Source organism: Marinobacterium ramblicola (assembly GCF_019084545.1).
Taxonomy (GTDB): domain Bacteria; phylum Pseudomonadota; class Gammaproteobacteria; order Pseudomonadales; family Balneatricaceae; genus Marinobacterium_D; species Marinobacterium_D ramblicola.
The window spans coordinates 196529-216695 of the sequence record NZ_JAHREP010000006.1 but is presented as its reverse complement, the minus strand read 5'-3'; the positions used below and the strand labels follow the sequence as shown (position 1 = coordinate 216695).

Below are 20167 nucleotides of genomic sequence, written 5' to 3'. Positions count from 1 at the left end.
ATAAATCAGTCAACGAACCGACAAAAAGGGGACATCTCAAACCGCGAAAAAGAGGACTTCTCAGACCGGCATTGACATTAGTTCTGGCAGCTACCATCTCTTCAGTAGGTAACTGCCAGATAAATGCCATCGCACTAAAGTGCGGCCATTTAGTTCGATTGTCTATTGGCTCGCGCTAACTACCCGATAGTGCCCTTTCGGCAAAATATGTGATCCAAACATCAGTGAAGCAGTAGCGGTTTTGGGGCTCAGTATCGTCATGCCATTGTACTCGCCGAGTATTGTAGCATCGTAGGTGCCGGGCATGGCCGAGACTATCCCATCCAACTCAACTCTGGCTGAGCGGGCTGTTGGTCGTCCCTGTTCAACTTCGTTCATCAATACTGAAAGGGCAGCGCGGATGCCGGCGTCTGCATATTCTTTCGCGAGCTTTGCATCCTCGCTTAGCCAGCCTCTAGGGCCGGTGAAGGGGTGAGGTGTGGGGGCGTGGTAGATGTAGACATTTGACCACTCCTCACTGCCGCTCACATTACGTAGCGATGCGCGCATATATACATAGAGTCTCGCGTTAATCGCGTCACTGGTGCCTAGATAGACCCAGGGTCGCAGTATGAGGGTGTTGTCTGGGCTTTCGGGCACACCTATTCGGAAGCGGTTCTGAGCGTTATTGTCATCGATGACCTGTCTAGCAATGCTGAGTACCTGTTCTGAGAGGGAGTATTGCAAGCTGCCTTCGTGTCCTGTGACGAACGCCTGGCTAGCCTCTTTCCCGCTGCTGTGTGCAGCCATGACGCCCAACAGGCCTGTCATCTTGTGGGCTGTTTCCAAGGGCTTAAACTTTCCGATGACGTACATGCTATTAGGCACTTCATACGAGCCTATCGGCCTGTTGAGGCCGAGAGTTTCGTCTTCTGATTTGATCGTGATGGTATCGTAAGTGGTAGGGAATGCAGGGGATGTTTTCAGTTGTGCGCAGCCAGCAAGGCTGACAATCACAGCAGTAAGGAGAAAGATCTTTTTCATAACTATCATCCTTGACATAAGGGGGGTGCTCTATTTTTTGTCCAGATCTCTCGGAGTCGATGCATGCCCCTGGCTTTTCAGGTAGTCCTGAATATATTCGATCATGGGTTTGGACCTAGGTAGTGGTTTTTGCTCCAGCAGTTTTGCCAGCATTTTGGTGCCCTGTTCCCCTTTGCCCCTGAGCTGCATCGATATCGACTGCGCGTATACGGCGCCAAACCCCTTGGGCGAAAGCCCCATCGCTTTTTTGATCTCACCTCTGGCTTCATCCAACCTGTTTTGAAACACGAGGGCAGATGCCAAGCCGCCGTGGGCCTCACCGAAGTTGTGGTCTATCTCGATCGCCTTGCGGAAGGCCTGTTCGGCTCCGACGGCATCCTGGTTGGCGAGCTTAGCCCACCCGATGATCAGGTGGTTGGTCGGATATCCGGCCATGGCGTCGTTGGCTTTGTTCAGTGCTTCGATCGCTTTGGGAAAGTCCTGTTGATGCATGTAGGCCAGCCCTAGCCCTTGCCAGCCCCGCGGGTTGTTGGGCTCGGATTGAACCACCTGCTGAAAGTGGGTGACCGCTTGCGATACCTGCTGCTGTTCCATATGCCAGGTACCCATCACGACATTTGCGTCGGGGTTCTCGGGATGTTGCTGCAGAAGGTGCTGGGCGCGAATTTTTGCCGCATCCATATCGCCGTGATCCATCTCCAGCATCGAGATGTAACCTTCGGTTTTTTCCCCAGGTGATTCCTGCAGCCAGGTTTGTGCCAGCTCAAGTGCCTGCGCAGTATCGTTCTTCTTGTGCAGGGCATACACCATATAGGCAAGGTTATTCGGGGTGTGTATCCCCATCTCACGGGCTTTCTGGAATGCTGCCTGTGCCTCGTCGAACTTGCGTTGATAGAAGAGGGTTAGCCCCAGGTTGTGTAGCAGAGCGCTATCCTCCCCTGTCTGAGCCATGATGCCTTGAATGATCTGTTCCGCTTCATCGAAGCGGTGTTGGCTGATCAGGACATTCGACAGTCGGCTACGCGCGATCATGTTGCCTTCGTCGAACATCAGGCACTTCTCATAACAGGCGATCGCTTCCTCCCAGCGGCCGGATTGATGGTACAGGTCCCCCAGGTTTGTCCAGAGCAGAGCGTTTTTAGGGTCTTGCTTGATATAGGTTTCGAAACGCTTGATCTCGGCTTCTTTCGCATTCGCTGTGGAATTCATCGTTACGACATCCGTTCTGTCAGTTGCCCGTAGAGGTTGACCAGTTGTGGGTATAGGGGATGGGTTTGCGGCATATGTTGGCTCGCCCGTTCAAGGCACTCCCTGGCTTGCTCTGTACTCCCTAGCTGGAGATGTGCCAGCGCGCTATGAAAGTTTGCCATGAATTCGTCTTTCATTTCGAGCATTGGGCGCCAGGTTTCGAGCGCACCTTTGGGATCGCTGCTGTTAAGTTTGGCCATCCCCAGTTGAAACCGTGCCAGAGGGTTTTCGGGATAGGTTTCCAGTAATTGCTCGAACAGATCCGATGCCTGTTGTGTCAGTCCGAGCTGCAAGTAGACCGATGCCAGCATCCCCAGTGACAGCTCGTGATTGGGCTCTAATGCGAGTAGGGATTTCAGCGTGCTGATGGCCTCGTCGAGGTTGCCTTGCTTGGCTTGCTCGGTGGCGTCGATGAGCAGAGTTTCCACCTGCGTTCGGGGTTTTTGATCGGGCATTAGTCTCTGTCCTTGGTTACTGATGATTGTCCGGGAGAGTACGGTTGACAGTCTACCTAATCATTGCGCATTCGTCTTTTTTGGTTAATTGTCTTTTTATTTCAATAGGATAGGGTGTTGATGGGTTACGGTTACGCTTTCGCCACAACGGTTTGTTAGCATCCTGATGTTAACTTTGGATTTATAAAAAACTGAGATTAATCCCCTGGCATATTGTCGCTAAAGGGGAACTGTGGTTAGAATTGCGCTCGGCAACCGCTACAAATGTATCCGCATAGTCGCGAATATGTTTAGGGTTGTTGACGTAAAAATTGTAATAGAAGCCGTATTGGATACGGCGAAGACTGCTGTAAATAGTGGGACTCAGGGTAGATGTTGTCGAGTCCAGGGACTGAAGGGAATGAGCACAGACTTCGCGTTAGCTCTTACAAACGAAATGCTGTGGACTGCTATCTGGCTTGCAGGGCCGGTACTCGGCCTCAGTATGCTGGTTGGCCTGTTGATCAGTATTTTTCAGGTGGTCACTCAGATTCAGGAGATGTCCCTGACGTTTGTGCCGAAAATTCTCACTGTAGCCCTGGTTCTCATCGCCTTGGGGCCGTGGATGATGGCAATTCTTTTAGAGTTTTCATCCTCGGTTATCCGAAATATCCCACTCTATTTTTAACAATAAAGTGTATGAACTGACGCTCAGGATGGGGTGTCGGGTGGGTTGATGAATGCAACTAAATGCAGATATGGCATTTGTAACGGCGACTCTGCTGGCGTTTATTCGTCTTGGTGCGCTGTTTCTAATGACGCCTCTCTTTGCGACTACGCAGGTACCGGTAAATATCCGCGTGCTTCTGCTGCTGGCGCTCTCTGCTGTGTTTGTTGCCAGCCTTCACATCCGGCCGACGCAGGTGCCTCACACCCTTGGTGATCTGTTTTTAGCCTCATCGTACGAGTTATTCGTTGGCGCGTTGATGGCTTTCGGTCTATACGCTGCGTTCGGGGCATTCCTGTTTGGCGGCAGGATACTGGACTTTCAGATGGGCTTCGGTGTCGCCAATCTTATCAACCCCTCTACCAACACCCAGGGGCCGTTGCTTGGAAATATCCTCAATTTGATGGCAGTGGTGACCTTCTTCCTGCTCGACGGTCATCACGTGGTGATGAGAGGGATTGCTTACTCCTTTCAGCAGATACCGATAGGGCAGGGGCTAGTTCATTTCGATATCGAACATGTCGTATACCAGTTTGGGCGGATGTTTGTATTCGGCTTGATGCTGGTGGCGCCTGCGGTCTTTATCTTGTTGCTGCTTGATGCCGGGATGGCCGTTGCCGCCCGCACTATGCCTCAGGTCAATATCTTCATCGTTGGACTGCCGCTTAAAACCTTCGTCGGGCTCGTGGTGCTTGCTGCGTCGCTGAAGTATATGAGCCCGCTGGTATCAAAAATCTTTGAATCGATCTTCCGTTACTGGGAGAGGGCGTTGGCTTGAAAAAGGAATGTAAAGGCTAAGCATGGCTGCAGGATCAGATCAGGACCAGGATCGTAGTGAACCAGCAACGCCGTTTAAGTTGCGTGAAGCTCGCAAACGTGGGCAGGTGGCGAAAAGCCTGGAGATCAACTCGTTGCTGCTGCTCTCGGTGGCTCTCGTGGTTTCCTATTTCATGGGGGATGGCCTGATTGAGAAGCAGCTGGTGCTGAGCAAGGAGTTGCTGTCGGCAGCTGGAGCGGTCGACTTGGATGCCAGGTCAGCGGCTGGGATATTCGAATACACAACATCCTTTCTCGTGCACCTGCTGGCTCCCTTTGTTGCGGCGCTGATGCTCACCGGCATAGTGGCCAATATGTTCCAGACAGGGCCGATATTCTCTTTCTTTCCATTGAAGCCCGATATGAACCGACTCAACCCGGTCACAGGTTTCAAGCGGGTCTTTTCCAAGAAGCTGTTGTTTGAAGCGATCAAGACGATCATCAAGATCGGGATCTTCGGCTCGATTCTCTACTTTGCAATTTCGGCTCTGTTGCCGAAGGTTGTTGCCTTGCTTGATACCGATCCTCATGTCTATCCGGCTGTCGTGATGGCGCATGGTAGGGTGTTGGCCTATAAGCTGCTGCTCGCGATTTTGTTGATTGCACTGCTCGATCTCATGTATAGCCGTTGGGACTTTTCTCAACAGATGCGCATGAGTCGGCGTGATCTTAAGGAGGAGGTGAAGCGGCGTGAGGGTGATCCCCAGATCAGGGCTAAGCGGCGCCAACTGCAGAGGGAGGCCGTAAAGCGTGCCGGCGCCGTGCAACGTGTTCCGGATGCCGATGTATTGATTACCAACCCGACACACCTGTCCGTTGCGATCAAGTATGAGCGGGGACAGTCGTCGGCGCCGCAGGTGATCGCGAAAGGGGCCGGTGATCTAGCCATGAAGATGCGGCAAGTGGCGCGTAAGCACAGGGTTGTGATGGTTGAAAACAAGCCGTTGGCGCGTGCGCTGTTTAATAACACCGCTATCGACGACCCGGTTCCAGAGAAGTTGTTTCCAACGGTTGCGAAGATTCTTGCTTGGATATACCTGCAGCGTGATATGCAGGCGGGACTGGTGAGCGGGACCGGTCGTACTGTGCGGAGGGCTCAACTATGATCGCCTACCTGCGCAGCACATTGGGAAAACAGGGTGATCTGATATTGGTACTTTGTGTGACCGGTATCTTGATGGTGCTGTTCATGCCCATTCCGTCTGGGCTTTTGGACTTTCTGTTGATCAGTAACCTGAGCCTTGCGCTTGTTATTCTTCTACTTACCTTCTATGTCGAGAAGCCGCTTCAGTTTTCGACCTTTCCGTCACTGTTATTGATCGTCACTCTGTTTCGACTCTCGCTGAATATTGCCGCGACTCGTTTGATACTGTCCGATGCGGACGCGGGTAAGGTGATATCGACGATTGGGTCACATGTGGTGGGTGGCAACTACGTTATCGGGATGATCGTCTTCCTGGTGCTGATTGTTGTGCAGTATGTCGTCGTAACGAACGGCGCGCAGAGGGTGGCCGAAGTATCTGCACGCTTTACTCTCGACGGTATGCCCGGCAAGCAGATGAGTATCGATGCTGACCTGAATATGGGGTTGATCACCGAGAAGCAGGCGCAGGAGCGGCGGAAGCTGATTGAGAAGGAGACAAATTTTTATGGCGCCATGGATGGGGCCTCAAAGTTTGTTAAAGGTGATGCTATCGCGGGCATCATCATTATTCTTATCGACATTGTTGGCGGTTTGACGATAGGAATTGCGCAACGAGGTATGGAGTGGGGAGAAGCGCTTCAGACCTTCACTCTTCTGACCATCGGGGACGGTATCGTCACGCAGATTCCGGCGCTGGTTATCTCGACCGGAACGGGGGTGATTGTAACCCGTGCCGCGTCGGACGCTTTCCTCAGTAAAGAGATCTCAAGGCAGATAACGGCCTTTCCGAAGATTCTATGGATCGTCTGTGCAGCGCTAACCATGGCGCTCTTTATCCCGGGTATCCCGGCATTTCCTGTATTGGTTCTCCTGCTCGTCTTCGGTTGTATGTTGTTCTTTGCCATCAAAAGAGAACCGGAGGATGAAGCCGATATCGAACAGGACGAAGTTGAAGCCGGCTCGGAGGATGACATTTACGGCATGCTCACCGTCGAGGCGCTGGAGATCCGTGTCGGTATGAATCTGGTAGAGCTGTTCAATAGTGACGACAGCCTGATGATGGATAAGGTTGCCTCTTTCAGGAAGCAGTATGCATTGGATATGGGCTTCGTAATGCCTCGTCTAAGAGCCAAGGACGATAAAAAGCTGCCACCTCACCAATACGAAGTTTGGATGTACGGCGCGAAGGTGGGAGAGGGTGAGCTGCTGCCTGATCGTATCCTGGCTATCAATCCGGGAAATGTAACCGCGAAGCTGGACGGGCCGGAAACCCGTGACCCAACCTTCAATATGCCTGCCATTTGGATCGTCGATCAGCAGCGCGACGCAGCTGTGGAGGCTGGCTATACCGTGATCCAGCCAATGAGTGTATTGATGACACATCTTTCCGAGCTGGTGCGCCAGCACAGTGCGAATCTGCTGACACGCGGAGAAACCGAAAAACTAATTGATCGAGTTAAACAGCGGAATGCCGGCCTGGTGGAGGAGCTGGTTCCGGGTGTGCTGTCGATGGGCGATGTGCAAAAGATTTTGCAACGATTGCTGCGCGAAAAGGTATCCATTCGTAATTTGGAGATGATCCTGGAAGCGCTGGTTGACGAAGGTAAGCAAAGCAAGGATGCCGAACTTCTGACAGAGGTGGTGCGGCAGAAACTTGGCGCCTCTATCTGTCAGCCCCTCGCTAAAGGGAAGAATCTGAAGGTTTTGGTATTTGATCCAAAAATTGAGCAGAAACTGTCGACCGGCCTGAGGCGAGATGCGGATAGGAGCATGCTGGCAATCGAGCCAGGCTTCGCTGAGCAGGTGCTGACCCGTTTGGCTGCGCAGACTGAGAGCATGATGACCTCCAGCTTATCGCCGGTTCTATTATGTTCACCTGAGCTAAGGCGGCATATCAGGAGGATCACCGAACGAAGCATTCCGCACCTCTCCGTTCTGTCGATGTCGGAAGTGCCGCCGACATTTAACGTGCAATCGCATGGGATGGTGTCGTTGTGACGGTCGTAAATGTGCACAGCACGGTTCCAGGTAGCGTCGGTGAAAATTCGCGGGCGCTGACCTTCGGTACAGATGCCGATTTTGGTGACAAGCTTACGCTGGGCCAGATTATTAAAGGCAAGGTGCTAAGGCATTACGAAGGTAATCGATACGCTGTCCGTTTCGGCGGCCACGAGAAAGTAGTGGATAGCGCTATTCCGCTTAGGGTTGGAGATCAGGTGCAGGGGCGGGTCATCCGCCTGGATGACAAAGTACACCTGCAGCGTGTTCTAAGCAGCGCTTTCAACGAGGCGCAGTCTGTAACAGATGGGACGACGACCAAACAGAACCTAGGGTTGTCTGGTTCCGATCAGTTTCCGGATTTTCTTGATAAATTCCTGGCGAGTCTGTCGAAGTCCGAATTGGCGGCATTCACAAAGCTTCAAAGTAAGTTGGATGCAACTAACCTTGGGGCCAGCGCATTAATCGTGCGCAAGTTGGGATTGCCCCTTGATCCAGTGTTAGTCCGCGCTGTTCAGCGCGTTATGGCGCAACTTGAATCAGCCGGGGGCTCCACATTCTACCCCGGCGTGCAACTGGAGGCTGGTTCCGATGACAAACCAGAATCGGTGCTTATTCAAGGTCTGGCGCCGTTGCTTAATCGTATATCCGACCTCTTAACCCAATCCATACAAGACCAGCCCTCGGTGGTGACTGATCCGCAAAAGGTCGATTCGGGCTCGCTTATGGAGATGAATGATCAACAGGGCGGCGATGAGGGGCGGGAGCAAGAGAACTTGACTGAGTGGCAATTGGGAATGCAGATACTCAATGGCCAAACCGAGAGTTCAATCGCTCATAGAGTGTTGTTGATACCCCTGTGGTTTGGCGAACGTATGGTCGAACTCAGCTTGGCTCTATTTGCTGAACAGGGTGGCGGCTCAGCACAGCAAGGCAGTGATAACGCCCTTCGGTATCGTAAGGCTGTTTTTTCCCTCAGCACTGAAAACCTCGGAAAGGTCCAGATCGAAGCGAAGACCGCTGATCGTCATCTTAGTCTGCGGATTGGTGCCGAAAACGTTGAAGTCGCCGACGTGCTCAGTAGTCAGTTAAGCGTATTGACCGACTCCTTGGCTGAATGGGGGTGGGCTGTGGATGAAATCCGGTATGAGGTAGGTGGTGATGATTTGACCGTACCGCAGGCGGTTATTGAGCACCATTACCTTCAAGACAGCTTGAGTCGGGTGTTGTGATGTCAGGCGAGGAGAAAAAGGTAAAACGGGTTGTTGGACTCGAGTGTCCTCCCGGGGCAGGTGTGCCGAGAGTAATTTTAAAAGGCGCGGGCATTACTGCGGAGTCAGTGCTGGAAGCAGCTGGTAAACCACAAAGCGGCATCAAGGTGGTGAAGGATAAAGAGCTGCTTGATCGACTCTATCGGTTGCCTATCGACGCACCTATTGATCCAGAGCTTTTTGAACTGGTGGCGGTGTTGTTGGTGCATCTGTATATGGTGGACGAAAAGATGTTACGCGACACGATCAATGGTGCCGGCAAACAAGAAACGATTCGTTAGGACAAAGGGGCAGGGAAGTACGATGAGCACTGCAATTGCTATTAGCGAGCTAGGCATGATCAACGACATGCGAATGTTGGATGTGATCAGCAATAACTTGGCAAATGCGAATACAGAGGGATTTAAGCGTGATATAGCGGTAACACGAAGCTTTGAACAGTTGCTCTCACAAGCGAATGGTGCCGGACCTCAGTTGATCTCTGACCGGTTGGTTCCACCTTTGTCGGTTTTGTCTGATCACTCAGCGGGTGTGGTGCACCAATCCAGAAGCCCTTTGGATTTTGCGATTGAAGGCGATGGATATTTTGAGCTCTCGGGTAATGATGGGGCTTTTTACTCCCGAAAAGGGGCCTTTCACATAGATGCCACCGGTGCTTTGGTTAATAGTCAGGGACTGACTGTAAGTGGCGTAGACGGTGAGATTCTGCTCCAAGGAGGGGAGGTGACAGTCGATCGTGATGGGACAATCAAGGAGAGCGGAGAATATGTCGGACAGATCAAGCTGGTAACTTTCGATAGTCCCGAAGAACTGGAGCGGATGGGCAATGGGTTGTGGAAGGCCGGTGCGCAAAGCGCTAAACCTGCGACCGAGTCTGGTGTAAGGCAGGGTTATCAAGAGGCTTCCAACGTTAAACCGATGGACGAAATGGTCCAGATGATGGAGACGCTTCGCCATTTTGAAGCCACATCCCAGGTTATTAAGGGATATGACGACATTATGGGAACCGCGATTTCGACTATCGCCGAATTCTGAATGCTGAACTTATAAAGGAGTTGATGATGCTGGATGCTTTTCATATTTCAGCTAGTAGCATGGATGCCCACCAGGTCTATGTCGATGTTATAGCTAACAACCTGGCTAATACCAACACTACCGGCTTTAAGAAAAGTAAGGTCGAATTTGAGGACCTTATTTATAAGGAGCTTCGCCCTTTCAACGGAACACTAGTTTCGCCCGGAACCCATAATGGAATCGGGATGGGAACGGCCACAGCTGCGATCGAGAAAGTTTTCAGTCAAGGTGAGGCTAAAGGAACAGATCGCGATCTCGACTTGGCTGTTGAGGGCAAAGGCTTTCTGGAAGTGCTTTTACCGGATGGCGAATATGCATACACGCGCACCGGTCACCTGCAAATTGACCAAGATGGGATGTTGGTTAACTCCGATGGTTACCCGATCAGTCCGGCTATCGAAATCCCCTTCGATGCGCAGGATATTCTTATAAGTGCGGATGGGAACGTATCAGTCACAGTGCCTGACCAGGATTCTCCGGTCGATGTCGGCGCTATTGAGCTTGCCGGCTTTATGAACCCCGCTGGTCTAAGCCCTCTCGGAGATAACCTCTTCAGTCCTTCAGAGTCTTCCGGCGCCGCCTTCTATGGTGAGCCCGGCTTGGAGGGGTTCGGAACCATAGCTCAGGGATTTCTTGAGAGTTCCAACGTTAATCCAATCGAGGAGTTGACGACGTTGATGCTTGCACAGCGTGGTTATGAGATGAACTCAAAAGTGATTCAGGCTGCCGACGACATGATGGGAATCGTGAATAACCTGAGACGCTAATGGTGTGGTGTTTTTAATCCGATTTTTTCTAGTCCTTAGTCTGTTTTCCTCAGGGTTGGTGAAAGCGGGCGAGGTCATAGTTATCAGACTTAAACCTGAGGTTTCGGTCATGGAACGACAGTATCAGCTGGGTGATATAGCTCAGATATCAGCTGGAGGAAAGTGGAAGTCAAGGCTTGCTGCTATCGATGTCGGCTATTCACCGATGCCAGGACAGATGACGCAGCTTACACGGTTTCAGATCACGGCCGTTATGGAAACAGCTTATCCGGGCATCAATGGTGAAATCCAGTGGGAGGGAGAAGACACCGTTCGTATCCGTGGTGGTGGAGTCGCGTATGACGTCGGGACGCTACAAGATCGGGCCAGGGGACTACTCGAAACCTGGTTGGCTCATGAACTATCGACGTTCCGCGATGTGAACATAGCTGTGGAACCTATAGGCGGCAGCTCGAGAATTTATGTACCGAAAGGAAGAGTGGACATTGAGCCTAAGCTTTCACCGGCTGTTAGGTTGAGTAGCAGAATGGTGGTGTGGGTCGATATTCTAGTCGATGGAAAGCCTTATCAAACATTGCCTATATGGTTCAAGGTAGCTGCAATTACATCGGTCAGAGTTGCCGGCAGGAGTATAAAAAAGCACGAGTTATATCAGGAGATTGATTGGCGTATTGAGAGCCGTGATATAGCAGGGCAATCCAACTACCCGTTTGTAGGCAAAGTCCACGAGAACGCGTGGATGGTGAGAAGCGTCCATGAGAGCGACATTCTGACGGTTAATGATATTGATATAAAGCCCCCGGTTTGTGAGGGGGAAGAGGTCATCGTTATAACGTCATTCCGTAATGTATCGGTTCAAGTTAAAGGTGTCGCTCTAGAGAATGGGCAACTGAAAAAAAGGGTGAGGATTGAGAATCCGTCAAATGGAATATCTTACTCTGCGGTAGTAATTGGAAGAGGAGTTGTACGGGTTGATTAATACACGATTTCATGCTGAACGGACTAGGGTGCTGGTAAGTAAGAGTATATCGCTTATCGGCTCAGCTGTGCTCCTTTGCTCCTGTGCAATTAATGAAAACAGGGATGCCTCCTCCTCATCCGTGCATGAGAGACCTTCGAATTACAGCTATGCTGCCGAGAATATCGAAAACAAGACTCTCGATAACTTCTCTTCCCTAGTAAGCGATCATAAGCCTCGTGGTGTTGGCCAGAGCGTGACTGTTCTTATTCTTGAGGAGGCTTCGTCGACGACAAGCGCCGATACTCGAACTAGTAAATCGTTAGATGTCACTGGACGGCTCGAGGCCAACAGTCGTTCAAATGATATTGGTTTGGATTTGGGGAATAGCAGTGTCGGCGCTGGGGAAATTAACCGCAAAGGAAAATTGGTTGCCAGTGTGTCCGCAACAGTGGAGCATGTATTTCCAACTGGAGAACTATTTATATACGGGGAACAGGAGATTGAGTTTAACAACGAAACTCAGTTTATCAGGATCTCTGGGCGAATCAGGCCAGAAGATATAAATGGAGACAATACGGTCCTGTCGTCAAGAATGACTCAAGCCCGAATAACGTATAAAGGGGATGGGCTTCTCGGCAGCAGACAAAAGCCAGGGGTGATTACTCGTGCAATTAACTGGCTTTTCTAATAATGAGCAATGGAATGGTTAATAAAGTATTAGTACACCTGTTGTGTTTTATTTTCGTACTGTCATTTGAAGCAAGTGCGAATACTAAGGGGAGCGTTAGGCTCAAAGATTTGGCGAGGTTGGCAAGCGTCAAAGACAGTGCGCTGGTCGGTTACGGGATCGTAACTGGCTTGGCGGGAACCGGTGATTCCACGCGCAATTCAGCGACGCTGCAATCTGTTCATAACATGCTGCTCCGTTTCGGCCTCAATGTACCAACGGATCAAGTGAGAAGCCGAAACGCCGCGGCCGTCATGGTTACCGCAACTCTACCGGCATATTCGCAGTCCGGGGATAAGTTGGATGTAAATGTAACCTCAATCGGCGATGCGCGCAGTTTGGTGGGTGGGACATTGTTGCTGACGCCCATGGCGATGTCCGATCGTGATATCTATGCAATGGCACAGGGACCTCTGTCTGTCGGCGGTTTCAGTTACGACTTGAATGGGAATGTTGTACAGAAAAACCACCCAACGGCAGCGCATATTCCGGATGGTGCTACGGTAGATAGATCCGTTAATACCGCAATTGTTAACGGTGACGGAAAGGTTGTCTATAAGCTCCATCGGCCTGACTTTGAAACCGCTAGCCGAATCGTTGACTCACTGTCGCGGGTAATCGGAGCAGGCAATGCCAAGGCGTTGGATGCTGCCCGTATAGAAATTAGAGTACCCGGTAATAAGCCAACGGAGCTCGTAAGTTTTCTGACTCAAATCGAGCGGATTGAGGTAGTACCGGACAGCCACCTGATGGTGGTTGTAAATGAGCGTACGGGAACGGTAGTTTCAGGAGCCGAAGTCGTTATTTCACCGGTAACGGTAGCCCATGGGAATCTAAACGTGGCGATTAGTACTGAATACCAGGTGTCGCAACCGTTCGGAGTCGGGAATGTGATTATAGATAGCGATTTCGCCGGTGTAAGAACGGAAGTCGTTCCGAAGACATCTATTAATGTGGAAGAGCAGCAAACAGTATCGGTGTCATTACCTCAGGGGTCGAAAGTATCTGATTTGGTAACTGCTTTGAATAAAGTACATGCTAGTAGTCGCGACATTATCACTATTTTGCAAGGTATAAAAAGAGCTGGCGCGCTTCATGCTGAGCTTATTATTCAATAATTGACGAGAGTATAGGGATATTATGATCGAAGATGTAGGAGGGGTAACCTCGCAACTGGTATCTATCGCGTTAGATGCGGCCAAGCTGCGCCATGAGGTTATTGCCAATAATATAGCAAATGTGAATACGCCGGGCTTCTATGCCAAACGGATGCAGTTCGAAGAGCTCCTATCTGGAGCTTTGGATCGGTATTTGAATAATGAGGAAGGTATAGATAGGACTCAGCTTGATCTTATAAAAGAGAAGGTTGAGGATGGAGCCGGCTTGATTTTTTCCACATCTCATCTTGTCGAGTTGGATCAGGAGATGATTCGGCTTGCTGAAAATACACTGCGTTATGAAGCGATTATTAAGGCGAATGGTAAACGCGGTGATATTATAAAAATGGCTGTAAACGAAGGGAAACGATAAGTCATGAGCTATTTCTCTACCTTAGATATTAGTGCGTCAGGTATGGAAGTCCAAAAAATAAGGCTGGATACAGTTGCGTTGAATCTAGCCAACGTAAACACCACTCGCGGGGTGGATGGACGTCCCTATCAGCCGCTGAAAGTGGTAATCGGTGAAAAAGTACCGAGCCAATTCGATAGTACATTATCCATCTATCAGCAAAGCCTGCGGGGACCGGAAGTCGTCGATATAAGTCCGACTGGAGCCAGCCCTAAGTTGGTATATAAGCCTGAACATCCGGATGCTAATGAAGATGGGTTGGTGGCGTTTCCAGATATTAACCCAGTATCAGAGATGGTCGATCTACTTGAAGCGACCAGGGCATACGAAGCAAATGTGCGTGCAGTAAATGCTGCGAAGACAATGGCATTGCGTGCACTGGAGATCGGCGAGGGATAACGAGTATGACGATTGAATCGATAAGTTTCATCGCTGAAGACGCGAATATTGATATGTTGGCTGGACTTAAAAGCACACCGCCATCTGGCAGCTTCGTTGGCTGGCTAAGTCATGAAATGAGTATAGTGAATAGTCAGATTAATCAGGCTGATATTCAGGTCCAGAAGTTGGCTACAGGGGAAGAGGATAATTTGCATCAGGTGATGATGAGTCTTGAAAAAGCAAAACTAAGCTTTGAACTAGGTCTTCAGGTAAGAAATAAATTACTTGAAGGCTATCAGGAAATCATGCGGATGCAGGTATAAGTACCAATATGTCGACCTCTACTAGTGTATGGAGCAGTATGACGAAGCCAGCGAAGGTTTCGTTGCTTGCAGGTGTAATAGTTATTCTATTAGTCACAATTGGTGGATTCTTGTGGGTAACGTCGGAAGACTACCAGGTTCTATTCTCGGATCTAGAGGCTAGGGATGCCGCAAACCTGGTCGCAGAGCTGGATAAGCAAAAAATCGAATACAAGCTAGATGATACAGGTACGCAGATTCTGGTACCTGGGTCCACTGTACATGAGATTCGGCTCAAATTGATGGGATCAGGGCTACCAATGTCAGGAGGTGTCGGATTTGAGATATTTGATAGTGCTGATTTTGGTATGACTGAGTTTGCACAGAGGATAAATTATCAACGTGCACTGGAGGGTGAGTTGACGCGAACTATTATGACCTTGAACGAGGTTAAATATGCCCGTGTTCATCTAGTACTTCCGGAAAAGGGGCTCTTTCAGAAAGAGGATTCATCGCCTACAGCCTCAGTTACATTGTTTTTAAAATCTGATTACGTTGGTGATAATCAGGCATTGAGTACCAGTCAGATTATTGGTATTCAGCGTTTAGTTGCTGCCTCTGTGCCAGGTATGGATTTTAAAGAGGTCACAGTTACGGATCAATCTGGATTAACATTGAGTCATATATTGCCTCAAGATGGAGAGTCAGCAACTATTTCATCTAAGCTAGAGCAAAAGAAAGCAGTTGAATCCTATCTTCAAAATAAGGTCAGTTCATTACTTGCAGCGAGTTTGGGTATAAATAAGGCTGTTGTAAGTGTTGATGTCGATCTGGATTTTAAAGAGGTTAGGCATACATCTGAAAACGTTCTCGATAACGCAGAGGGCGGAAAAGGAATTATTCGTAAACGTGAAACTAAACAACCATCTTCTTCAGATGGTAAAAAGTCTCCTGGCTCAAGTATTACGACCGATATTGAGTATAAGCTTGGACGTACTGTTGAGCAAACAGTCGAGACACCAGGCTCTATTCTTCATTTAAGTGTTGGGGTGGCTGTTCCCGAAAATACTAGCGATAAGACTATTGAGAAAATACAGGAGCTGGCAAAGATGGCTGTCGGTTTTTCACAGGCGCGTGGAGATAGCATCGCTGTTCATGCGACTGTAAAAAAAGCCGAAATTAGCCCCAAAGATGTGGTGCCGAATACAGTTCCGAAACCGAAACTGAATGACATAAGCCAATCCAATTATTCAGAATTAAAAAATATTTTAGTGGGAAATATTTTTTATATCGTCGCTGCCGGGATCTTTCTGTTCCTGCTTCTCGTATTGGCGTTACTTCGTCGTCGGAAGCCGCTTCATGCGCGAGAGTTAACGGAAACGGAGCGCCGAGAGCTTTTGCGCAGGATAGAGCATTGGCTCGAAAGTGATGATACATCTGAAATGAGAAGGGTGGGGTGATGACAGTCCACCGCAAAATAGCACTACAGCTTCATGCACTGAATAAGAAGGATAGCCAATGGATACTGGATCAATTGGGAGCTCGTGATCGTGACAGTGTTGCTGTGCTGTTGGATGAGCTGGTTGAGTTAGGCATTCCAAGAGATCAGCCACTACTCACAGACAGTGCTATCGAGGAGCTTATTCAGAATGAGCGTGGAGAAGAGCCGTCTCAGCCCTCCTCGACAGAAGCGATCATAGCGCGGGCAGGTACCGAGGAGATTGTCAATGTGCTTTCGAGTGAGTCTGATGATGTTATTGGTTTGGTGTTGAGCATAAGTGACTGGCCTTGGTTACCCGCTTTTCTTGATTACTTTAGGGAGCCTCGAAGGACTGCAATCAGAAATGCATCATCCCGTACGAGCGTAATTTCCCCCAAAGTCAAAGAATCCTTATTAGACGCACTGTTGTTACGACTGAATCAGACAGAGCGACGCATGGTGGCGAAGCGGGACCATGGACAGGTAGATGTTCAGGAAGCGGCTGGCGGCAGGAATAGAACACGTTTTTGGAGAGCACTATGGCGGAGGTGATACGTGCAGCTGAGGTCCAGCTCAGCCGAGGACGTGCGCTCTGTGCTCCTAAGGTGCAGGACTTGAGAGAAGAGAATTCGGAGACCGATGCATCTAGCACCTTGTACCAAGAGCAGAGTGACCTTGTGCGCCAACTAGAGGAGTCCTGCGCGTCGGCCGAACAGAGGGCGACCCGAGCTGAGCAGGCACTTGCCGATTTTAGAACCCAGTTGGATGAACTGAAGGCGGAGGCCCAACGAGAGGGATATCAAGCAGGTCTTGATAGGGCCAGTAAAGAAGCGCAGGAGGCCCAGGCAAAGCAAGATCGCCTATTTTCGGAGTTAATGACCGGGGTTAAAGATGAGCATCGTGCTCTCATTCATTTGGCGAAAGACGCGTCGATAGAAATCGGCATGGCTATAGCCACCAAGATCCTCGGCAAATATAAAGTCGATAACTCAATGCTAGAGGCCGTGGTTACTCAAGCTCTGTCGCAAGTGGTAGAACGTGAAGGGCTGATCATTTGGCTATCTTCGCAGGATTGTCATCGCATGCAGTCTATAGCCAGATCTCCCACGAGAGGATGGGTGGGCGTCGAGTTCCGTGTTGATGACAGTATCGAACTCGGTGGATGTAAGATCGAGAGCAGATGTGGAACGCTAGACGCTCGCTTAGAACTCCAGTTGAACAACTTGAAATCGTTACTCACCCAAAATAACCAGAAAAACAGCAAGACAGGGAGCGGCTTGTGACGGATAAGGTGAGTGCTGATATTGACTGGGGAAGTGACTATGCGTCGTTGATTGGCCGTTCTGATCTGGTTGGAAGAGTAGGAAAAGTCAGCCAGTTTCTCGGCTTGGTCGTTGAGTCTGATGGACCCGAGGCCTTTTGGGGAGAGCGCTGCATAATCCGTTCTGGTGTGGGCAAAGAATCGACCATCGCTGAGGTGGTTGGCCTCAAGAAAGGAAAAGTGCTGCTGATGCCATATGGTCCCCTCCATGGAATCAGCCTCGGATGTGAGGTCATATCGACGGGTCGCCCCTCAGATATCCCTGTAAGTGATGGACTAATAGGTAGGGTGATTGACGCTTTTGGTAATCCTCTGGATGGTGGGCCGGAGATAGATGCTGATGATTACCTGCCTATCTATAGAGAACCACTGAACCCTCTGGACAGACCGCCTATCGAAGATGTCTTGGAAACAGGCGTGCGCAGTATCGATGCGCTGATGACAGTAGGGCGAGGGCAGCGAATGGGTATTTTTGCCGGCAGTGGCGTTGGTAAGAGTACGCTTCTCGGAATGATAAGCCGCAATATGAATGCCGATCTGAACGTCATTGCCATGATCGGCGAGCGTGGACGTGAAGTTTTAGAATTCATTAAAAATGTATTGGGTGATGAAGGGCTGAAGAGATCCGTAGTGATCGTTGCCACATCGGACCAGCCCGCCCTGGTAAGGTCTCATGCGGCTTTGGCGGCGACGACAGTTGCAGAATATTTTCGCGATAAGGGAAAAGATGTCGTACTGACTATGGATTCCATAACCCGATTCGCGATGGCCCAAAGAGAGCTCGGGCTTGCCGTTGGAGAACCCCCTACTAGTCGTGGATATACGCCCTCTGTATTTGCGCTGTTGCCTCAGTTATTAGAGCGATGCGGTACTTCAAGAAAGGGGTCTATTACCGCCTTCTATACAGTATTGGTTGAGGGGGATGATATGAATGACCCGGTAGCTGACCATGTAAGGGCGATACTCGATGGAGGAATTGTGTTATCGCGGCACCTGGCAAACCAGCGTCATTTCCCTGCAATTGACGTACTCCAGAGCAACAGTCGACTGATAACAACGCTCGCCTCTGAGGAGGAGCGTGTATTAGCTGGCCGCTTGGTAAAAATGCTAGATACTTATGAGAGATCTAGAGACATGGTTGACATAGGTGCTTATAAAACAGGAACTAACCCTGACCTTGACCATGTGTTGACAAAAATAGACCTTATACAAGGTTATCTTCAGCAGCCATTTGATTTATCAGTACTAAGAAGTACATCTCTAGAGCAACTGCAGAATATCTTCAACGGATGAAAAATCACAAGGAATTTAAATGATCGAGCGACACGGACGTAGAAGCAGAACCTTGGCGCTGACAATCAGAAAGCGGGAAAGCGAATTAGAAGTTGTTAAAGCTAAGAGTCTGGATGCGCGGAAGGTTATGGCTGATTTGAAGCTTAAGGTGAAGAATATTGCCGATGATATTGCGGATCATGAAAATATAGTGAGCAAATCTATAGCCTCTGATGTGAGCTTCAATCCTGATTTTCTTTATTCAGCTCAGCTATATATCGATCAGCAACAGCACATATATAAGGAAACGATGAATGAGCTTAAGAGAGCAAGACAAAAGGTAGAACTTTTTGAAAAAGAGTTACGTGATAGCACACTGGAGATGAAGGGGATGGTACGCGTTAAAGAAAAATCAGATAGGTTTGTACAAGGGGAGATCGAGAAGATAGCGCTGGATAGAAATATGGAGCTTTGGTTGATGCGACAGGTGAATATTGAAGTGGGTGAAGTATGAACGTTAAAAATATGAATGCTTCTCTTGAGTTATCGTCTTTGCATACCCAAAGGGGAAGTTCGAACAACGGACACAGGGATCAATGGCAGCGTTCGTTGGAGAAAGCGTATTTCGAAAAGCAAACTGAACTTCTGGCAAGTATTGAAAATAGGAGCGTAGCTGTTTCTGCTAATGAATATGAACGCGCAGGACGTTTTACAAATACAGAGGAAACAGTAGCACCATTGATAAAAGAGTATTCAATAAATGAAATTTACGACCCATGTTTAGAATTGTTAAGTAAAAAGACTATTGTTGATGTAAATATAGTAGAAGATCAGTTGGTTAAAAATGCGGTAAAAAAACCAATTGGCGTTGATGCTAGTCTTTCTATTAACGATTTCAATCTAAAAACAGAATCAACTGTAAAAAAACAAGATGATTCTAAAATAGACGTGGGCTCATTAATAAAAAGAGAACTTTCTTTTCCTGACAAAAGTCATGTTTCCATATTGACGACAGAGCATGGAATTCATCTTGTTATCCGAGATGAGTCGATGACTGCAGAACGGATACGTACATTATCGAAGCAATTATTTTCATATTTTGAAAGAAATGGAAAGAGTTTGTGGCGCGTAACGTTAAATGGTGAAGATATATTTCGAGAGCCCAATATTGAACTCGATCCAGGCCGTAAAGAGGCTGGACGTATAAGTTCTTATATAAGTAAGATTTACTAAATAGGATATAGAGTATGGAAACGTCTGGAATTGGAGCAGGATCAGATAACAATGTAACCAGCAGGGCTGCAGTTAGCCAGGAGGATTTTCTGAAAGTTCTTCTAGCCCAGTTACAGTTTCAAGATCCACTCGAACCTCTTGATAATAACGAGTTTATAGCACAGTTTGCACAATTGACTAATCTTGAACAGACCCAGCAATTTAACGAAAAGCTAGACACTTTGCTCTCTCTTCAAAACGCAGGTCAGGCTATAAACCTACTCGGTCGTTCGGTTGAGGCTGCGATTGATTCAGGAAGTATCGTTGGAGAGGTAACTTCTGTTAGCTTCAGTAATGGCAGTCCTGCTATGACGATACGTACTGAGACAGATCAATTTATAACGGGTGTCTCACTTGGTCAGGTAAGTGTTATTCGTTAG

At 49.1% G+C, this 20167-nt stretch carries 24 protein-coding genes; 21 read left to right on the top strand and 3 right to left on the bottom strand.

Annotated features, from left to right (window positions below):
- Positions 1 to 162: 162 nt before the first annotated feature.
- The 3 genes from KQ940_RS06700 to KQ940_RS06690 are packed head-to-tail and all read right to left on the bottom strand — an operon-like array spanning position 163 to position 2726.
- Positions 163 to 1023 (bottom strand): hypothetical protein, encoded by an 861-nt coding sequence (locus KQ940_RS06700; protein ID WP_217412657.1) that lies wholly within the window; start codon positions 1021 to 1023, stop codon positions 163 to 165.
- Between the two features lie 30 nt (positions 1024 to 1053).
- Complete coding sequence (locus KQ940_RS06695; RefSeq protein ID WP_217412656.1) at positions 1054 to 2232, bottom strand: tetratricopeptide repeat protein; 1179 nt, start codon at positions 2230 to 2232, stop codon at positions 1054 to 1056.
- A gap of 2 nt (positions 2233 to 2234) precedes the next feature.
- Positions 2235 to 2726: a tetratricopeptide repeat protein gene (locus KQ940_RS06690; protein WP_217412655.1), complete on the bottom strand. Its 492-nt coding sequence runs from the start codon at positions 2724 to 2726 to the stop codon at positions 2235 to 2237.
- Between the two features lie 400 nt (positions 2727 to 3126).
- On the opposite strand from KQ940_RS06690, the gene fliQ reads away from it, so the two are divergent.
- From fliQ to KQ940_RS06585, 21 genes are all read left to right on the top strand, one after another.
- On the top strand, positions 3127 to 3393 hold the full coding sequence (fliQ, locus tag KQ940_RS06685) for a flagellar biosynthesis protein FliQ (protein WP_217412654.1): 267 nt from the start codon (positions 3127 to 3129) through the stop codon (positions 3391 to 3393).
- Between the two features lie 70 nt (positions 3394 to 3463).
- Positions 3464 to 4210, top strand: coding sequence for a flagellar biosynthetic protein FliR (gene fliR, locus KQ940_RS06680; protein ID WP_217412653.1), 747 nt, complete (start codon positions 3464 to 3466; stop codon positions 4208 to 4210).
- A 22-nt stretch (positions 4211 to 4232) separates the two neighbouring features.
- Positions 4233 to 5354, top strand: a complete 1122-nt coding sequence (gene flhB, locus KQ940_RS06675; RefSeq protein ID WP_217412652.1) for a flagellar biosynthesis protein FlhB — start codon at positions 4233 to 4235, stop codon at positions 5352 to 5354.
- Positions 5351 to 7390 carry a flagellar biosynthesis protein FlhA gene (gene flhA / locus KQ940_RS06670; RefSeq protein WP_217412651.1) on the top strand — a complete coding sequence of 680 codons (2040 nt, stop codon included), beginning with the start codon at positions 5351 to 5353 and terminating at the stop codon, positions 7388 to 7390. The genes flhB and flhA overlap by 4 nt, the downstream gene beginning before the upstream one ends.
- Positions 7387 to 8622: a flagellar hook-length control protein FliK gene (fliK, locus tag KQ940_RS23045; protein WP_217412650.1), complete on the top strand. Its 1236-nt coding sequence runs from the start codon at positions 7387 to 7389 to the stop codon at positions 8620 to 8622. The genes flhA and fliK overlap by 4 nt, the downstream gene beginning before the upstream one ends.
- A complete protein-coding gene (locus KQ940_RS06660) occupies positions 8622 to 8942 on the top strand; it encodes an EscU/YscU/HrcU family type III secretion system export apparatus switch protein (RefSeq protein WP_217412649.1) in 321 nt (106 codons plus the stop codon). Before fliK ends, KQ940_RS06660 begins: the two co-directional genes overlap by 1 nt.
- Positions 8943 to 8964: 22 nt before the next feature.
- On the top strand, positions 8965 to 9696 hold the full coding sequence (locus KQ940_RS06655; RefSeq protein WP_217412648.1) for a flagellar hook-basal body protein: 732 nt from the start codon (positions 8965 to 8967) through the stop codon (positions 9694 to 9696).
- Between the two features lie 26 nt (positions 9697 to 9722).
- Positions 9723 to 10502 (top strand): flagellar basal-body rod protein FlgG, encoded by a 780-nt coding sequence (gene flgG, locus KQ940_RS06650; protein WP_217412647.1) that lies wholly within the window; start codon positions 9723 to 9725, stop codon positions 10500 to 10502.
- A 109-nt stretch (positions 10503 to 10611) separates the two neighbouring features.
- Entirely contained in the window at positions 10612 to 11481 is an 870-nt protein-coding gene (gene flgA, locus KQ940_RS06645; RefSeq protein WP_217412646.1) for a flagellar basal body P-ring formation chaperone FlgA, read from the top strand.
- 28 nt (positions 11482 to 11509) lie between these two features.
- Positions 11510 to 12151 carry a flagellar basal body L-ring protein FlgH gene (locus KQ940_RS06640; protein ID WP_217412645.1) on the top strand — a complete coding sequence of 214 codons (642 nt, stop codon included), beginning with the start codon at positions 11510 to 11512 and terminating at the stop codon, positions 12149 to 12151.
- Between the two features lie 14 nt (positions 12152 to 12165).
- Positions 12166 to 13308 (top strand): flagellar basal body P-ring protein FlgI, encoded by a 1143-nt coding sequence (locus KQ940_RS06635; protein WP_217412644.1) that lies wholly within the window; start codon positions 12166 to 12168, stop codon positions 13306 to 13308.
- A gap of 22 nt (positions 13309 to 13330) precedes the next feature.
- Positions 13331 to 13720: a flagellar basal body rod protein FlgB gene (flgB, locus tag KQ940_RS06630; RefSeq protein ID WP_217412643.1), complete on the top strand. Its 390-nt coding sequence runs from the start codon at positions 13331 to 13333 to the stop codon at positions 13718 to 13720.
- A gap of 3 nt (positions 13721 to 13723) precedes the next feature.
- The gene (gene flgC, locus KQ940_RS06625; protein WP_217412642.1) at positions 13724 to 14158 is read left to right on the top strand and encodes a flagellar basal body rod protein FlgC; all 435 of its coding nucleotides are present in this window, start codon (positions 13724 to 13726) and stop codon (positions 14156 to 14158) included.
- Between the two features lie 5 nt (positions 14159 to 14163).
- A complete protein-coding gene (fliE, locus tag KQ940_RS06620; RefSeq protein ID WP_217412641.1) occupies positions 14164 to 14463 on the top strand; it encodes a flagellar hook-basal body complex protein FliE in 300 nt (99 codons plus the stop codon).
- An 8-nt stretch (positions 14464 to 14471) separates the two neighbouring features.
- Positions 14472 to 15902, top strand: coding sequence for a flagellar basal-body MS-ring/collar protein FliF (gene fliF, locus KQ940_RS06615; RefSeq protein ID WP_281419213.1), 1431 nt, complete (start codon positions 14472 to 14474; stop codon positions 15900 to 15902).
- The gene (locus KQ940_RS06610) at positions 15902 to 16474 is read left to right on the top strand and encodes a hypothetical protein (RefSeq protein WP_217412639.1); all 573 of its coding nucleotides are present in this window, start codon (positions 15902 to 15904) and stop codon (positions 16472 to 16474) included. The genes fliF and KQ940_RS06610 overlap by 1 nt, the downstream gene beginning before the upstream one ends.
- Before the next feature lie 62 nt (positions 16475 to 16536).
- On the top strand, positions 16537 to 17205 hold the full coding sequence (locus KQ940_RS06605; RefSeq protein ID WP_217412638.1) for a FliH/SctL family protein: 669 nt from the start codon (positions 16537 to 16539) through the stop codon (positions 17203 to 17205).
- Positions 17202 to 18536 carry a FliI/YscN family ATPase gene (locus KQ940_RS06600; RefSeq protein ID WP_217412637.1) on the top strand — a complete coding sequence of 445 codons (1335 nt, stop codon included), beginning with the start codon at positions 17202 to 17204 and terminating at the stop codon, positions 18534 to 18536. Before KQ940_RS06605 ends, KQ940_RS06600 begins: the two co-directional genes overlap by 4 nt.
- A 19-nt stretch (positions 18537 to 18555) precedes the next feature.
- The gene (locus tag KQ940_RS06595; protein WP_217412636.1) at positions 18556 to 19029 is read left to right on the top strand and encodes a hypothetical protein; all 474 of its coding nucleotides are present in this window, start codon (positions 18556 to 18558) and stop codon (positions 19027 to 19029) included.
- On the top strand, positions 19026 to 19748 hold the full coding sequence (locus KQ940_RS06590) for a hypothetical protein (protein ID WP_217412635.1): 723 nt from the start codon (positions 19026 to 19028) through the stop codon (positions 19746 to 19748). Before KQ940_RS06595 ends, KQ940_RS06590 begins: the two co-directional genes overlap by 4 nt.
- Before the next feature lie 14 nt (positions 19749 to 19762).
- Positions 19763 to 20167 (top strand): flagellar hook assembly protein FlgD, encoded by a 405-nt coding sequence (locus KQ940_RS06585; RefSeq protein WP_217412634.1) that lies wholly within the window; start codon positions 19763 to 19765, stop codon positions 20165 to 20167.

What these genes read in the sequence shown, in the direction of transcription:
- KQ940_RS06700 (WP_217412657.1), bottom strand. Translation starts at nt 1,023, where the DNA reads ATGAAAAAGATCTTTCTCCTTACTGCTGTGATTGTCAGCCTTGCTGGC.
- KQ940_RS06695 (WP_217412656.1), bottom strand. Translation starts at nt 2,232, where the DNA reads ATGAATTCCACAGCGAATGCGAAAGAAGCCGAGATCAAGCGTTTCGAA.
- KQ940_RS06690 (WP_217412655.1), bottom strand. Translation starts at nt 2,726, where the DNA reads ATGCCCGATCAAAAACCCCGAACGCAGGTGGAAACTCTGCTCATCGAC.
- fliQ (WP_217412654.1), top strand. Translation starts at nt 3,127, where the DNA reads ATGAGCACAGACTTCGCGTTAGCTCTTACAAACGAAATGCTGTGGACT.
- fliR (WP_217412653.1), top strand. Translation starts at nt 3,464, where the DNA reads ATGGCATTTGTAACGGCGACTCTGCTGGCGTTTATTCGTCTTGGTGCG.
- flhB (WP_217412652.1), top strand. Translation starts at nt 4,233, where the DNA reads ATGGCTGCAGGATCAGATCAGGACCAGGATCGTAGTGAACCAGCAACG.
- flhA (WP_217412651.1), top strand. Translation starts at nt 5,351, where the DNA reads ATGATCGCCTACCTGCGCAGCACATTGGGAAAACAGGGTGATCTGATA.
- KQ940_RS06660 (WP_217412649.1), top strand. Translation starts at nt 8,622, where the DNA reads ATGTCAGGCGAGGAGAAAAAGGTAAAACGGGTTGTTGGACTCGAGTGT.
- KQ940_RS06655 (WP_217412648.1), top strand. Translation starts at nt 8,965, where the DNA reads ATGAGCACTGCAATTGCTATTAGCGAGCTAGGCATGATCAACGACATG.
- flgG (WP_217412647.1), top strand. Translation starts at nt 9,723, where the DNA reads ATGCTGGATGCTTTTCATATTTCAGCTAGTAGCATGGATGCCCACCAG.
- flgA (WP_217412646.1), top strand. Translation starts at nt 10,612, where the DNA reads ATGGAACGACAGTATCAGCTGGGTGATATAGCTCAGATATCAGCTGGA.
- KQ940_RS06635 (WP_217412644.1), top strand. Translation starts at nt 12,166, where the DNA reads ATGGTTAATAAAGTATTAGTACACCTGTTGTGTTTTATTTTCGTACTG.
- flgB (WP_217412643.1), top strand. Translation starts at nt 13,331, where the DNA reads ATGATCGAAGATGTAGGAGGGGTAACCTCGCAACTGGTATCTATCGCG.
- flgC (WP_217412642.1), top strand. Translation starts at nt 13,724, where the DNA reads ATGAGCTATTTCTCTACCTTAGATATTAGTGCGTCAGGTATGGAAGTC.
- fliE (WP_217412641.1), top strand. Translation starts at nt 14,164, where the DNA reads ATGACGATTGAATCGATAAGTTTCATCGCTGAAGACGCGAATATTGAT.
- fliF (WP_281419213.1), top strand. Translation starts at nt 14,472, where the DNA reads ATGTCGACCTCTACTAGTGTATGGAGCAGTATGACGAAGCCAGCGAAG.
- KQ940_RS06610 (WP_217412639.1), top strand. Translation starts at nt 15,902, where the DNA reads ATGACAGTCCACCGCAAAATAGCACTACAGCTTCATGCACTGAATAAG.
- KQ940_RS06595 (WP_217412636.1), top strand. Translation starts at nt 18,556, where the DNA reads ATGATCGAGCGACACGGACGTAGAAGCAGAACCTTGGCGCTGACAATC.
- KQ940_RS06590 (WP_217412635.1), top strand. Translation starts at nt 19,026, where the DNA reads ATGAACGTTAAAAATATGAATGCTTCTCTTGAGTTATCGTCTTTGCAT.
- KQ940_RS06585 (WP_217412634.1), top strand. Translation starts at nt 19,763, where the DNA reads ATGGAAACGTCTGGAATTGGAGCAGGATCAGATAACAATGTAACCAGC.